General features: G+C 43.2%; 18 protein-coding genes. 14 read left to right on the plus strand and 4 right to left on the minus strand.

Going from position 1 to position 12,871, the window contains the following annotated elements:
- The first annotated feature begins 72 nt into the window (after window positions 1-72).
- From D5S11_RS03220 to D5S11_RS03255, 8 genes are all read left to right on the plus strand, one after another.
- Window positions 73-309, plus strand: coding sequence for a DUF2642 domain-containing protein (locus tag D5S11_RS03220; RefSeq protein WP_014418770.1), 237 nt, complete (start codon window positions 73-75; stop codon window positions 307-309).
- Between the two features lie 136 nt (window positions 310-445).
- Entirely contained in the window at window positions 446-1,552 is a 1,107-nt protein-coding gene (locus D5S11_RS03225) for an AI-2E family transporter (RefSeq protein WP_007408683.1), read from the plus strand.
- Between the two features lie 61 nt (window positions 1,553-1,613).
- Window positions 1,614-1,835 (plus strand): spore germination protein, encoded by a 222-nt coding sequence (locus tag D5S11_RS03230; protein WP_020956273.1) that lies wholly within the window; start codon window positions 1,614-1,616, stop codon window positions 1,833-1,835.
- A gap of 72 nt (window positions 1,836-1,907) precedes the next feature.
- Window positions 1,908-2,156, plus strand: a complete 249-nt coding sequence (locus tag D5S11_RS03235; RefSeq protein ID WP_003152028.1) for a YueH family protein — start codon at window positions 1,908-1,910, stop codon at window positions 2,154-2,156.
- 65 nt (window positions 2,157-2,221) lie between these two features.
- A complete protein-coding gene (locus D5S11_RS03240) occupies window positions 2,222-2,620 on the plus strand; it encodes a YueI family protein (protein ID WP_020956272.1) in 399 nt (132 codons plus the stop codon).
- Window positions 2,621-2,716: 96 nt separating this feature from the next.
- The gene (locus tag D5S11_RS03245; RefSeq protein WP_003152033.1) at window positions 2,717-3,268 is read left to right on the plus strand and encodes a cysteine hydrolase family protein; all 552 of its coding nucleotides are present in this window, start codon (window positions 2,717-2,719) and stop codon (window positions 3,266-3,268) included.
- A 17-nt stretch (window positions 3,269-3,285) separates the two neighbouring features.
- Window positions 3,286-4,752, plus strand: a complete 1,467-nt coding sequence (locus D5S11_RS03250) for a nicotinate phosphoribosyltransferase (RefSeq protein WP_020954301.1) — start codon at window positions 3,286-3,288, stop codon at window positions 4,750-4,752.
- 129 nt (window positions 4,753-4,881) lie between these two features.
- The gene (locus D5S11_RS03255) at window positions 4,882-6,105 is read left to right on the plus strand and encodes an EAL and HDOD domain-containing protein (RefSeq protein ID WP_007408678.1); all 1,224 of its coding nucleotides are present in this window, start codon (window positions 4,882-4,884) and stop codon (window positions 6,103-6,105) included.
- A 6-nt stretch (window positions 6,106-6,111) separates the two neighbouring features.
- Here the strand turns inward: D5S11_RS03255 and D5S11_RS03260 are convergent, their stop codons facing one another.
- Window positions 6,112-6,453 carry a YuzC family spore coat inner layer protein gene (locus D5S11_RS03260; RefSeq protein ID WP_007408677.1) on the minus strand — a complete coding sequence of 114 codons (342 nt, stop codon included), beginning with the start codon at window positions 6,451-6,453 and terminating at the stop codon, window positions 6,112-6,114.
- A gap of 462 nt (window positions 6,454-6,915) precedes the next feature.
- Between D5S11_RS03260 and degQ the strand changes: the two genes are divergently transcribed.
- The 6 genes from degQ to D5S11_RS03295 all read left to right on the plus strand — a co-directional run bounded on the left by degQ (window position 6,916) and on the right by D5S11_RS03295 (window position 11,713).
- Entirely contained in the window at window positions 6,916-7,056 is a 141-nt protein-coding gene (gene degQ / locus D5S11_RS03270; RefSeq protein ID WP_108724754.1) for a degradation enzyme regulation protein DegQ, read from the plus strand.
- A 151-nt stretch (window positions 7,057-7,207) separates the two neighbouring features.
- The gene (locus D5S11_RS03275; protein ID WP_079891433.1) at window positions 7,208-8,119 is read left to right on the plus strand and encodes a polyprenyl synthetase family protein; all 912 of its coding nucleotides are present in this window, start codon (window positions 7,208-7,210) and stop codon (window positions 8,117-8,119) included.
- On the plus strand, window positions 8,119-8,283 hold the full coding sequence (comX, locus tag D5S11_RS03280; RefSeq protein WP_007613432.1) for a competence pheromone ComX: 165 nt from the start codon (window positions 8,119-8,121) through the stop codon (window positions 8,281-8,283). The genes D5S11_RS03275 and comX overlap by 1 nt, the downstream gene beginning before the upstream one ends.
- Before the next feature lie 11 nt (window positions 8,284-8,294).
- Window positions 8,295-10,583 (plus strand): sensor histidine kinase, encoded by a 2,289-nt coding sequence (locus tag D5S11_RS03285; RefSeq protein ID WP_108724755.1) that lies wholly within the window; start codon window positions 8,295-8,297, stop codon window positions 10,581-10,583.
- A gap of 80 nt (window positions 10,584-10,663) precedes the next feature.
- The gene (comA, locus tag D5S11_RS03290) at window positions 10,664-11,308 is read left to right on the plus strand and encodes a two-component system response regulator ComA (RefSeq protein WP_003152052.1); all 645 of its coding nucleotides are present in this window, start codon (window positions 10,664-10,666) and stop codon (window positions 11,306-11,308) included.
- Between the two features lie 21 nt (window positions 11,309-11,329).
- A complete protein-coding gene (locus D5S11_RS03295) occupies window positions 11,330-11,713 on the plus strand; it encodes a hotdog fold thioesterase (RefSeq protein WP_007408674.1) in 384 nt (127 codons plus the stop codon).
- A 39-nt stretch (window positions 11,714-11,752) separates the two neighbouring features.
- Here D5S11_RS03295 and mnhG read toward each other — a convergent pair whose 3' ends face one another.
- Genes mnhG through D5S11_RS03310 form a run of 3 tightly spaced genes read right to left on the minus strand, consistent with a single transcriptional unit; the run spans window position 11,753 to window position 12,871 of the window.
- Entirely contained in the window at window positions 11,753-12,127 is a 375-nt protein-coding gene (gene mnhG, locus D5S11_RS03300; RefSeq protein ID WP_003152056.1) for a monovalent cation/H(+) antiporter subunit G, read from the minus strand.
- Entirely contained in the window at window positions 12,111-12,395 is a 285-nt protein-coding gene (locus tag D5S11_RS03305) for a Na(+)/H(+) antiporter subunit F1 (RefSeq protein WP_012118311.1), read from the minus strand. Before D5S11_RS03305 ends, mnhG begins: the two co-directional genes overlap by 17 nt.
- Window positions 12,395-12,871: a Na+/H+ antiporter subunit E gene (locus D5S11_RS03310; RefSeq protein ID WP_007408672.1), complete on the minus strand. Its 477-nt coding sequence runs from the start codon at window positions 12,869-12,871 to the stop codon at window positions 12,395-12,397. Before D5S11_RS03310 ends, D5S11_RS03305 begins: the two co-directional genes overlap by 1 nt.

Here is a 12,871-nt window from a genome sequence, read left to right on the forward strand (position 1 = left end):
TAGACGTACTGTGTCAAAGCCTTTGTCCGCTGCATATGCTGAAGGAAAACATAGTAAAGGGGATCAGCGAAAATGGCCCATCAAGGAAGCCCGCAAATCGTCTCGTTAGTGGATCCTTACGTTTATCAGACCATCCATAAGCTTATCGGCTCAAGGTTTATCATTCAAACCGTCAGACGCATTATCAGAGGACGGCTGATTGATGCCACTCCGGATCACATCGCCATTGAAGAAACGCATGACCGTGTATTTTATATCAGAAACCGCCATGTGGTTTCCGTCATGCCTGATTATACCGAACGCGTGTAACAGCACGAATAAGGCGCAAACCGGAGGCGGCCCTATAGAACCCCGGTGCGTCTTCTTTTTTGAGATACATAGATGCACGGCGGCTTTTTTTGGTACAATCACAGTACAAGTTCACATGACAATAGGAGGAAACCGCTTGTTGAAATCAAAGGTCCATTTTTGGACGCTGCAAATTTTGCTCGTTTTGCTCATTATTTACGTATCAACGAAAGTCTCGTTTATTTTTCAGCCGTTTTTCGGTTTTATCACCACTCTGTTTTTTCCGATTTTAATCTCGGGCATTTTGTTTTTCATTTTTAATCCGATCGTACGCCTGCTTGAGAAAAAAATCCCCCGGACATTGGCGATCCTGCTCATTTATCTCGTTTTCATCGGCCTGATTGCCTTTATGTTCACCGCCATCGGACCGATTGTGGCTTCCCAGGTCACGGGGCTGATTAACAATTTCCCTGATTACATTCATCAGATTCAAGTCTTGACGGCGCAATTATCCCATTCCAAATGGTTTACGTGGATGATGACGCAGGATTATGTGTCGATAGAAAAAGTCCAGCAGTCTCTGACGGGATTTTTACAAAGCCTTCCGCAAAATATTACGGCAAGCCTGTCGGCCGTGTTCGGCGTCGTTACGAATATCACGCTTGTCGTGATCACCGTTCCGTTCATTTTGTTTTATATGCTGAAGGACGGCCGGCGGTTTCCGCTCTTGGCGGTTAAAATCCTGCCTACTTCCTACCGGGCGGAAGGTCGCAAAATATTTAATGACTTATATGTCACATTGGCCGCCTATTTCCAAGGACAGCTGCTGATTTGTCTCTTTGTCGGAACGGCATGCTTTATCGGATATTGGATCATCGGCCTGCAGTATGCGTTAATTCTCGGGATGGTGATCGCCGTCACCAATATCATTCCGTACCTGGGGCCGTTTCTCGGGGCGGCGCCCGCGGTGATTATCGCGTTTATGGATTCGCCGGCTAAGGCGCTGTTTGCCGTTATTGTTGTCGTTGTCGTCCAGCAGCTTGACGGGAATCTGCTTTCTCCGCTTGTCATCGGGAAACGGCTCAATACCCACCCGCTCACCATTATTCTTCTGCTTATCGGAGCGGGCAGTTTCGGCGGCATTCTCGCAATGATTCTGGCCGTGCCGGTTTACGCGGTTTTAAAAGCTTTCGTCTTAAATATCGTCCGGCTTATCAAACTTCGTCAGCGGTCAAAGCTCGAAGACAGCCGCAAGCCGAAATAAAAACGGGCACAACTCCCGATGCAGCGCATAAAATGCTGTAAAGAAAAGCGGAGGTGCGGGTATGCCTGCAATTGTGGGACCGATTTATATTATGAGTTTAGCCGGAGACGCTGCGGCGAGCTTCGGTGACGTGTTTGCCATTTCTCCCAAAGCCGTTGACCACTCAGGCGCGGGGGCAGGGGCGTTTCATTCCGGAGATTTTGTCAAAGTCACTAATAAATTCAGCACAACGCGCTTTGAAGACATCGATGTGTTTGACGAACCTGATTGGTTTAACGCGTGACAGCCTCCTTTTAGGAGGCTGTCGCTTTTTTGTAGTATAATAGAATCAGTCTTTATAAAAGGGGAATTTTTTATGAAAATCAGAAAAGCGAATATTACCGTGCAGTCCGGAATGATCGGTGATGTATATCTGCATGAAAATAAAAAAGAACAGCATACCCTTGTAGCCGTTCCGGAACTTGAGTGGAGCACGATCATTTCCTATGAGGAAGAGAAAAAGGCGCTGGCGCAGCGGCTTTTACAATCATTCAGCAAGCTGATTGAAGAAGAACCCGCCGGAGAGCTCGCCGGCAAGATCTCCCATTGGGTGGCTGAAATGTAACGAAGCGGTTTACCGCGTCCCGTCCGGGGAGATAATTGTAAAACAAGCTGAGGAGGGACAGGCCGATGAGCGACAAAACGGTTGACCTTTATTTACAGCAGGGGATGTACGGCCCTCTGCAGACGAAACCGGATGAACGCCATTTATTTTTAGGCTCGCTGCGTGAAAGAGTCATCATTGCCCTAACGAAGGGGCAGGTGCTGCAAAAGCAGCCGTATGAAGAAGTGAAAAAGGCGCTGAAAAGCCGAAAAGACGCGGTGCTCTATATAAACGGAAGGCTCCCGTATCATGCTTATTCACCATATATGAAGCTTGCCGCACTTGCCGGTGTCCGAAGCTCCGTCATATCGGATCTTCAATTCGAAACGCCGCTCGGCCTGGTTTTTGCCGCCGATTATGCCGTGAACCTTGACGGCATTTACGTACAGGATGACATTTTTCAGCGCTCACTCCTGAAATCTTAAAAGGGCAAAACACCGTTTGTCATTTTACAATGCCAATTCACTTACAAGTGGAGATAGGATATAATGGTTTTCATATGAATGGCGGGGAGGCCGGCTATGAAAAAAGCATTTATATGCATTGATTATACGAATGATTTTGCAGCAGAGAACGGGGCATTAACCTGCGGAGAACCCGCGAGACAGATTGAAGATACGATTGTCAGTTTGACGCAAGCATTTATAGAAAACGGTGATTACGTTGTCTTTGCGGTAGATTCGCATGATGCAGACGATGACTTTCATCCCGAGACACGCCTTTTTCCTCCGCATAATATCAACGGCACGGAGGGCAAAGAGCTGTACGGAAGGCTATCGCCTCTTTATGAGAAACATAAACACGCAAAAAACGTAAATTATATGGAAAAAACGAGATATTCTGCTTTTGCGGGAACGGATTTAGAGCTGAAACTGCGGGAACGGCAGATCACTGAGCTGCATCTTGCGGGCCTGTGCACGGACATCTGCGTTCTTCACACGGCGGTTGACGCCTACAACAAGGGCTTTCAGATTGTCATTCATCAAAACGCTGTGGCCAGCTTTAATCCGGAAGGGCATGAATGGGCCCTGTCCCATTTTAAGAACAGCATCGGAGCGCAAGTGGCAGAGTAAGGAAGGGGAAAATAATTTTGGTGGAGCATGGTTTTAAAGACGACAGTTTGTCTTTACATACAGATCTTTATCAAATTAATATGGCCGAAACGTATTGGAGAGACGGCATTCATGAGAAAAAAGCGATTTTTGAGCTTTTTTTCAGAAAGCTTCCCTTTGAAAACGGCTATGCGGTATTTGCGGGCTTAGAAAAAGCAATCGAATACTTGGAGAACTTCAAATTTACCGACAGCGATCTGAATTATTTAAAAACGGAATTGCACTATGCTGATGATTTCATTGAGTATTTACGGGATCTTTCTTTTACCGGATCTCTTTACAGCATGAAAGAAGGCGAGCTCGTTTTTAACAACGAACCGATTATGCGGGTCGAAGCGCCCCTGATCGAAGCCCAGCTGATTGAGACGGCTCTGCTTAACATTGTGAATTACCAAACATTAATCGCCACGAAAGCGGCCCGCATTAAAGGCGTTGTCGGTGACGAAGACGCCCTCGAATTCGGAACGCGGCGCGCCCATGAAATGGATGCGGCCATGTGGGGAGCGAGAGCGGCTTTGATCGGCGGCTTCAGCGCAACGAGTAATGTAAGAGCCGGAAAGCGTTTTAATATACCCGTATCCGGCACGCACGCTCATGCGCTCGTACAAGCGTACCGCGATGAATATACGGCATTTAAGAAATATGCGGAGACCCACAAAGACTGCGTGTTTCTCGTAGATACGTACGATACGATCCGTTCGGGCATGCCGAATGCGATTAAAGTCGCAAAGGAATTCGGCGACCGGATCAACTTCATCGGCATCCGCCTGGATAGCGGGGACTTGGCGTACCTGTCAAAAAAAGCGCGTGAAATGCTTGATGAAGCGGGTTTCACAGACGCAAAGGTCATTGCTTCAAGCGATCTTGACGAGCACACGATATTAAATCTGAAATCCCAAGGAGCGAAAATCGATACGTGGGGCATCGGCACGAAGCTGATTACCGCATACGATCAGCCGGCCCTCGGCGCGGTTTACAAGCTTGTCGCCATTGAAGAGGACGGCAAACTGACTGACACCATTAAAATTTCGTCAAACCCTGAAAAAGTGACAACGCCGGGAAGAAAGAGAGTATACCGGATTATCAACAAGCTGAATCACCACTCGGAAGGTGATTATATCGCGCTTTATGACGAGCGGGTAAATGATCAGAAACGCTTAAAAATGTTCCATCCCGTCCACACGTTCGTCAGCAAATTCGTCACTGATTTCTATGCGAAAGACTTGCATGAGCCGATTTTTGAAAACGGCGTTTTATGCTATGATAATCCCGAAATTACCGACATCCAGCAATACGTGCAGGATAACCTCAAACTTCTGTGGGAGGAATACAAACGGATCAGCAAGCCGGAAGAATATCCGGTCGATTTAAGCGAAGACTGCTGGAGCAACAAGATGCAGCGGATTCATGAAATCAAAAGCGAGCTGAAACGGGAACTTGAATAGAAGACAAAGCGGCCTTTCCTTTCTCTGGAAAGGCCTTTTTGTTGTGATAATATTTTTCACATTTAGACAAATTTCGTCAAGTTATTTGATATACTTATGTTCGAAGGCCGCATCTAAGGGGGTAAATGAATGAAGGTGTTTGTTGCGAGACAGCCTATCTTCAACAGAAACGAACAGGTTGTTGCTTATGAACTTCTTTACCGGGAGAGCGAAGAGAACCGTTATTCGGCCGCTGACGGAGATAAAGCTACGACGGATCTCATTATTAACAGCTTTATCAACATCGGAATCGAAAAGCTGACTGAGGGGAAACGCTGCTTTGTGAATTTTACAGAAAGCCTGATGTTTTCAGATCTCCCTACCTCCTTTGATCCTGACCAGCTTATTATCGAAATTCTTGAGGACATACCGATCACTCCGGCACTCATCTCAAGATGCAGACAGCTGAAGAAATTAGGATATACATTAGCACTTGATGATTTTTACGCCATCAATCCGGAAAATGAAGAGTTAGTGGAACAGCTGATGAAATATATTGATATTTTAAAAATCGACTTTTTGCAATCCTCGCGTCTGGAGCGCAAAAAAATCATTCAGACGTACAGCTGTAAAAGTCTGATTTATTTAGCGGAGAAAGTGGAGACGAGAAAAGATTATAAACAGGCGGCCATAGACGGCTTTCACCTGTTTCAAGGATATTTTTTCAGTGAACCGCGTGTCATCAGCGGAAATGATCTGACGTTTCATTTTCATTCTTACTACCAGCTTTTAAGCGAATTAAACAATGACCAGCCCAATATACAGCGCGTGACGGAATACATAGAGCGGGACGTCAGCTTATCGTATCAGATTCTGCGTTTTTTAAACGGATCGCAAACAAGGCTGAAAAAAAAGATAGACAGCATCCAGCAGGCCATCATGATGCTTGGGCTGAATGAGATTAAGCGCTTGATTTACATTCTTTCATTCAGAGATTTAACGGCGAAAAGCCACTCAAGCCAAAAAGAAATCATTAAGATTTCCTTAATCAGGGCCAAACTGTGCGAACTGCTGGCGAAAAGAACCGGAAGGCCCCAGCCCTCTTCTTACATGCTGATCGGCATGTTTTCGCTCATCGATACGCTTCTCCACAGGGAGCTGGAGGATATCATCAAAGAACTGCCTTTAATCGATGAAGTCGGACAGGCGCTGCTCGGTTATGAAAACGATTATTATAAGATGCTCGCGTTCGTCAAAGCCATTGAATGCAACAACTGGGACTGTGACGAGTGGGGAAAAGAACTGAACAAAGAAGAAGCGTATGAATGTTACTTACAGGCGATCGAATGGTGCCGGCAGCTGATCGTGGATTGAGCCGCTTTAAGCCGACCACCTGAGGGCGATGGTAAACCGGCTTTGCTCTCTGATCAGACTGACACGGATGCCGTCGGGATTATACGTCACGTCAAAGTCATTTTTGATGCCGGTCTGCTTAATGAGCCGCTTGACCGCTGCGGTGTCAGATGATTGCGCTGCGGTGAGGATACGGCGCGCAAGCTCTTTTGACGCCGACAGCCGCGCAAGGAGCAGGCGCGCATCCTCCAGCATGCCCGCAGCCTCTTTTGCGGACGCTGTCAAAATATCTGCGTGAACCGGGGCACTGGGCGCAGGATGCCGGTATGGCGCGGCGAAAACAGGACAGCATGGATACACATAATGCATACGGCGGCCTCCTTCCTGAGAAAACATTCGTTATAGAGTATAGGCGGCGTGATAACGAGTTATGACATGCAAAAAGACCACAATGCGGGGGTTGCGGTCTTTTCGGTGTTTGTCGGTGGTTATGCGACGCTGTTCGCCCATTCTGTTTTGAAATTGCGACGGCAGGGACTATAGTCCTTGCCGGTTTGTCGGAAAACCGTTAAAAAAACAGCAGAACCGCCAGATTGGTTTGCTTCATCCTAAACGTCTGCCTTTCTGGTAGTTATATAGTCCTGTTCGCTAAATGCTCCGTTCGGGACTATGGGATTACCTCGGTTTGCGGTGTCACGCAGATACTTTTACACATACTTTTCGGTGAAAAATCCCGCAAAAACGTTTACACTATTAGTAACAGATCAAATACCTAGGACTCGTTCACCATACACAATTCATTGATCTTTCAAAAAAAGGAGTGTGGAAACGGTGGAAAACAAATTAGAAGAAGTAAAGCAATTATTATTCCGACTTGAAAATGATATCAGAGAAGCAACCGACTCATTACGAAACATTAACAAAAGCATTGATCAGCTCGATAAATTCTCATATGCAATGAAAATTTCTTAAAAAGACTTGGAAACAAGTCTTTTTTTTGTGCATTTTTTATCCATTTCATGGATAAAGTATTATACGATTGTTAAAAAACGAAAAACCTGCTGTCTTTCATCACCTGCATTTAGTAAAATAGAATGGGAGGGTGAAGACAATTATTGAGCAAATGTGTTTAGATGCCGAAACGATTAAAGAGAAGATGAAGGAAATTGTGGAGCACAATATATGCAATACTAACTTGAAAATGTACCTTCTAAAATTTATTGCATCAAAAGATTCATTCGGATTTGCTGAATTGGCATATCAACATTACAAAGCGTTCAATGGCAGAGACACAGAGGCAATTTTAAAGTTAGCCGTAGGCATAGAATTATTAGTCCTGTCATACGACATTTATGATGATTTAGAAGATAATGATAATCTGAAAATGGAATGGATGAAAACAGGTCTCCCCATTACGCTGAATACTGTAACGGCCCTCTATACATTAAGTATACAGGTTATGAATCAGATTAGTGAAAATCCGTATTTTCTTAAGCAAATATTAAACTTTGCTTTGAATTCAATTGAGGGCCAGCAAGATGATATTTTGAATGCACCGCAAACTGAAGAAGAGTGCTTGAAAATGATTAAGAATAAATCTGGCTCTTTAACTGCAATGCCTTGCGTTATGGGCGCGATGCTGGCTACAGGAAAGTTAAATCCAATCGTTCAATCATATTCATATGAACTCGGAATAATATCCCAGATTGATAATGATTATCAAGGTTTGTTTTACTTGAATAATGATTTTGTTCAACGCAAAAATACACTTGCTTATTTATACTTAAAAAAGAGATTCAATAAAGCTTCTGAAGAAATCTTACAATGGTATGAAAACCCGGAGTTATTCAAAACCTTAAAGACTCGAGACATAAAAAAGAAATTAATTGAAGCAGGTGTAACCCAATACTTATTGGTTTTGAAACATTTGTCGTTAAAAAAAATAAAAAGTAAGATATTTGAATTGGAAATAGAAAGAAATAAAACGGAAACTTTATTAAATGCGATTGTTAATTTAGAGGAGGATGAAAAATAATGCAGGAAATTGTAGGATACTTAACCAAAAATCCAGAAGTTTTAAATAAAGTGATTGAAGGCAATGCTAGTCTGATTGGAGTTAGCCAGGATCAAACAGATTGTGTTATAAATGCGTTTAAGGGTATAGATGTTATTTCTTTCGGCGGTGATTGGAAATATTGAGGATGATATAAATGAAGTCCAAGTACAATAAGATTTCAGTTGTCTTAATTCTGCTTACATTGGTATATGTCATTTATCTGACTTATATAAGCACAAATAATCTTTTAGTCGGCGCCACAATTTCTGAAAATAAACAGGGCGAAATTAAAATAAAAGATGTAGAAGATTTTACAATGGCATATTACGCCGGAGTGCAAAAGGGAGATATAGTAAAGAATATTAACCACCAAAATGTAAAGTCAATTAATATTCAAATGAATAAGCTGAAAAATGTAAACTCGATGGTCGTTGATAGAAACGGTCATGATATTGAGATTAAGCTCAATTTATTTAATGATAGGAACTTCAGTACTTACTTAATACCGATAATTTTTTATGTAGTATGTTTATTTTGCTGTTTCTTCATCATCAAAATAAATGAAGAAAAAAACTTGAAATCTGCTTTGGTGCTAATTGTATTTCTTTTGTCTGCTTCAATCGCATATATTAGTGCTGGAGGATCGGCAAAAGGCGATTTGCTTAGCAGATGCATCATGTTGTTAACATTAATAACTGTACCTTTAAATTATCTTCTGTTTCTTTATCATTACTTTAAAGAATTAGGTACAGTGCTTTTCAGCAAAAAAGTTTTCGCTTTGTATTTATTTCCAACTATAAATATATTATTTGAATTATTCCGGTCGCGATTATCTTTTGGTGATTTTATTCCAAAATTTAATTTGATTTCGTTTTTTCTTCTTTTTTTGATTGTAGCATATTACTTTATTGTTATTTTGAGAAGAAACAAAGATACTGATCAGGCACATATTATAAAGGTGCTTGTGGTTATAAATATATTGGCATTTTCGCCTTTTTTATGTCTGTATCTTATACCGTATGTATTTTTTAATGATTATTATGTCTCTTCTTTCTTAACAGCATCATTTATGCTGCTGATACCTTTTTCACTTGTATATCAATTCATGTCGAATAAAATATATAACGTTGATTTTATCTTAAGTAAGTTAAAATATTACGGCTTTTTAGCGTTAACCCCAACTATAATTCTGGTTACGACAATAGAGTTATTACGTGAGCCGGAAGAAAATTTTTACAATCTCAAACTGACATTTTTAATTTATATTTTAATGTTAGCTGTTTTTTATTATAAAGAAATACTCGATTTCCGGTTTAAATTAAAAAGGGTTTCTGAAAGGTTCAATTACCAAGACAGTATTTATAAGTTTACCCAATTAATCAGAAACTCGTCTTCTTTAACTCAGGTTTTTGGAGAATTAAAAACCACCATTCTCGAAGTAACTCTTACAAGTAAAGTGTATATATTTGAAGTTACGTATGATGGGAATGTAAAGGCATTTGACGAAAGAGATTCAAGTTTGATAGATGATTATCAAGTGCTTTTAAATAGTACTGGTGAAATAGGAAAAATAACGGAGTTTAATCAAGGTTTCGCAATGAAAGTAGGAGAACGGGGAGATAGATCATTCGTTGTTCTCTGTTTGTCTAAGATGAATACGCCCCGTTTATCACGTGAAGAAATTTCTTGGTTAAAAACATTATCTTTTTACGTTAATGTTTCAATAGAAAACGTGATGAAAATCGAAGAACTTATGAATCATCTCGAAGATTTAAAGAAACAAGAGACAAACCCGGTCTGGCTCAAAAAGCTGATGTTTACGATCGAGGAAAAGCAGCGTTCGGATTTGGCCCGTGATCTGCATGATTCAGTGCTGCAGGACTTGATTTCTTTGAAGCGCCAGTGTGAGCTGTTTCTGGCCGATTTTAAGAAAGAAGAGCCTTGCCAGTTAGAGGTGCAGGACAAGCTTCATCAGATGAATGAGCAGATGTCGGATGTCATTTTGATGACCCGGGAGACGTGCCATGAGCTGCGTCCTCAGCTGCTGTATGATTTGGGTCTGGTCAAGGCGGTATCCAAGCTTGCCGCGCAGCAGCAGGAGCGTGCGCCGTTTCATATCCGTCTGAATACGGGCCGGTTTACGGCGGCGCTGGATTTGGATACGCAGCTGAATTTGTACCGCATTATTCAGGAATTTCTTTCGAACGCCATGAAGCATTCACAGGCGAATGAGGTGCTGATTATGCTGATCAGCATTCAAAATAAAGTGATTCTGCATTATGAAGACGACGGTGTCGGCTGCAATCAGGAAAAAGGCGGCGGCCAGTCGATGAGCATGGGTCTTTCGGGTATTAAGGAGCGCGTCCGTGCGCTTGACGGACGGATGAAAATCGACACAAGTGAAGGAAACGGTTTTAAAGTAGATATTGAAATGGAATTGTAACCAATTTATCACCAAATCGACTTGGCAGAAGCCAAGTCTTTTTAATAAAATGGAAATGAGTGAGTAAAAGGGAGGAAACCATGAAAAAGATACTAGTGATTGATGATCATCCAGCTGTCATGGAGGGCACCAAGACGATTCTGGAAACGGACACGAATCTTTCTGTCGATTGCCTCAGTCCTGATGCCAGTGAACAATTCGTTCTCCGGCATGATTTTTCAGCTTACGATCTCATATTAATGGATTTAAATCTGGGTGATGACATCAGCGGCATAGAGCTTTCTAAGAAAATCTTAAAAGAGAATCCTCTCTGTAAAATCATTGTCTACACAGGCTATGAGGTTGAAGATTATTTTGAAGAATCCATCCGCGCGGGCCTGCATGGCGCCATCAGCAAAACCGAATCTAAAGAGAAAATCATGCAATACATATATCACGTGCTCAACGGACAGATTTTAGTTGATTTCTCCTATTTCAAACAGCTGATGACCCAGCAAAAAACAAAAACGTCTTCTTCCCCTCAAAGTGAGCAGGATCGGTTAACCCCGAGAGAGCGCCATATTCTCCAAGAGGTCGAAAAAGGTTTGACCAATCAGGAAATCGCAGATGCACTTCACTTAAGCAAGCGGTCAATTGAATACAGCCTGACATCCATTTTTAACAAGCTGAATGTCGGCTCCCGCACTGAAGCGGTGCTGATCGCCAAGTCAGATAACGTACTATAAATCTTGAAGGGAGAATGACCTATGAATCTGAACAATACATTGCTCGGCGCACTCGGTATTGAAATCACTGAAAACACACCGGAGAGATGCGTGGCGGTGATGCCGGTGGATAAGAGGACGGTGCAGCCTTTCGGATATCTGCATGGTGGCGCGTCAGCAGCGCTGGCGGAGACTGTTGCAAGTGTCGGGGCCCAGCATTTTATCGACCGGTCGAACCAGGCGTGTGTCGGGCTTGAGATTAATGCCAATCATTTAAAATCCGTGAAAGAGGGCGGGACGGTCACGGCGATTGCGAAACCCGTTCACACAGGCAGGGCAACCATTGTGTACGGGATTAACATTTTCGATGAACGGGAAAGGCTGATCTGTGTTTCCCGCTGCACGCTGGCTGTTATAACAAAATAAACAAACAGCCGGAACCCTGAATCGTCCGGCTGTTTGTTTTTACAAATATGAATCTTCTTTACGTTTGATCACAAAGTTTCTGATCCCTTTGTAATCATCCTGAACGCTTCTTTTATCAAGCGCCGCTCCCGAATTGTACGCGGCCCTGCATATGAGGTGCGCTCCGACCGGCGCCGTCAGCAGGATAAAAATGATGCCGAGCAGTATTTTTACAGAAATTTCTCCGGTCAGCATCCACAAGTAGCCTAACACCCCGAGCAATACCAAATTAACGCCGAGTGTCGAGCCTTTTGAAGAGGCGTGGGCGCGCGTATACACATCAGGAAGCCTGAGTGTGCCGAAAGACGCGACCAGGCAGATCAGCGATCCCATCAGAATACAAACGGCGACGGCCCATTTAACGATTTCGATCATTTTCGATAATCTCTCCTTTCTCCAAAAACTTAGCAAAGGCAATCGTGCCGATAAACGATAAAATGCCGAGCAGCAGAATGATGTCCAAAAAGGCCGATGTGTTTAAGAGAATGGATACAAGCGCGGTCATGGCAATCAGATTAATGCCGATCCCATCAAGCGCGACGACCCGGTCCGGTATCGTAGGCCCTTTTATGACGCGAATGACGTACAGAAGAGTCGAAACCGCCATAATGCCGAGTGATAATTGCAGAATAAACGTAAACATCAGCGGCTCACCTCCTGAATGGCTTTCTCAAAAGAGACGCGGATGTCATGGATCGCTTTCTCCGCATCTTCAATGTCCATGGCGTGTATATAGAGAATCGACCGGTCATCGGAGATATCCATCACGAGCGTACCCGGTGTTAAAGTGATTAACAGCGAGAGCAGCGTGATCTCCCAATCCTCCGTCAATTCCGTCTTAAACGCGAAAATGCCCGGGCGGATGTTCAGTTTCGGCGATATAACGGTTTTCAGCACGCTGACATTGGCCAAATATAATTCCTTTATAAAGATCAGCGCCAGTTTGATGACTGACCATATTTTCCAAATATAAAACGGCCGCGAGAAGAAGCGCCGGAAAAAAAACAGCGCCGCCAAGCCCGCGATAAATCCGGTCATAAAACCCGCCGCGCTGAGGCTGTTTGTGAGAAACATCCAGCAAACAGCGAGAAGAACATTTAATAATAGTTGAAAAGCCAT

Origin of the sequence: Bacillus sp. L75, from assembly GCF_003676355.1 — a bacterium.
Taxonomy (GTDB): Bacteria; Bacillota; Bacilli; order Bacillales; family Bacillaceae; genus Bacillus; species Bacillus velezensis.

Coding starts and splice junctions, on each gene's coding strand:
- D5S11_RS03220 (WP_014418770.1), top strand. CDS start 73: ATGGCCCATCAAGGAAGCCCGCAAATCGTCTCGTTAGTGGATCCTTAC.
- D5S11_RS03230 (WP_020956273.1), top strand. CDS start 1,614: ATGCCTGCAATTGTGGGACCGATTTATATTATGAGTTTAGCCGGAGAC.
- D5S11_RS03235 (WP_003152028.1), top strand. CDS start 1,908: ATGAAAATCAGAAAAGCGAATATTACCGTGCAGTCCGGAATGATCGGT.
- D5S11_RS03240 (WP_020956272.1), top strand. CDS start 2,222: ATGAGCGACAAAACGGTTGACCTTTATTTACAGCAGGGGATGTACGGC.
- D5S11_RS03245 (WP_003152033.1), top strand. CDS start 2,717: ATGAAAAAAGCATTTATATGCATTGATTATACGAATGATTTTGCAGCA.
- D5S11_RS03255 (WP_007408678.1), top strand. CDS start 4,882: ATGAAGGTGTTTGTTGCGAGACAGCCTATCTTCAACAGAAACGAACAG.
- D5S11_RS03260 (WP_007408677.1), bottom strand. CDS start 6,453: ATGCATTATGTGTATCCATGCTGTCCTGTTTTCGCCGCGCCATACCGG.
- D5S11_RS03275 (WP_079891433.1), top strand. CDS start 7,208: ATGTGTTTAGATGCCGAAACGATTAAAGAGAAGATGAAGGAAATTGTG.
- comX (WP_007613432.1), top strand. CDS start 8,119: ATGCAGGAAATTGTAGGATACTTAACCAAAAATCCAGAAGTTTTAAAT.
- D5S11_RS03285 (WP_108724755.1), top strand. CDS start 8,295: ATGAAGTCCAAGTACAATAAGATTTCAGTTGTCTTAATTCTGCTTACA.
- comA (WP_003152052.1), top strand. CDS start 10,664: ATGAAAAAGATACTAGTGATTGATGATCATCCAGCTGTCATGGAGGGC.
- D5S11_RS03295 (WP_007408674.1), top strand. CDS start 11,330: ATGAATCTGAACAATACATTGCTCGGCGCACTCGGTATTGAAATCACT.
- mnhG (WP_003152056.1), bottom strand. CDS start 12,127: ATGATCGAAATCGTTAAATGGGCCGTCGCCGTTTGTATTCTGATGGGA.
- D5S11_RS03305 (WP_012118311.1), bottom strand. CDS start 12,395: ATGTTTACGTTTATTCTGCAATTATCACTCGGCATTATGGCGGTTTCG.
- D5S11_RS03310 (WP_007408672.1), bottom strand. CDS start 12,871: ATGGCTTTTCAACTATTATTAAATGTTCTTCTCGCTGTTTGCTGGATG.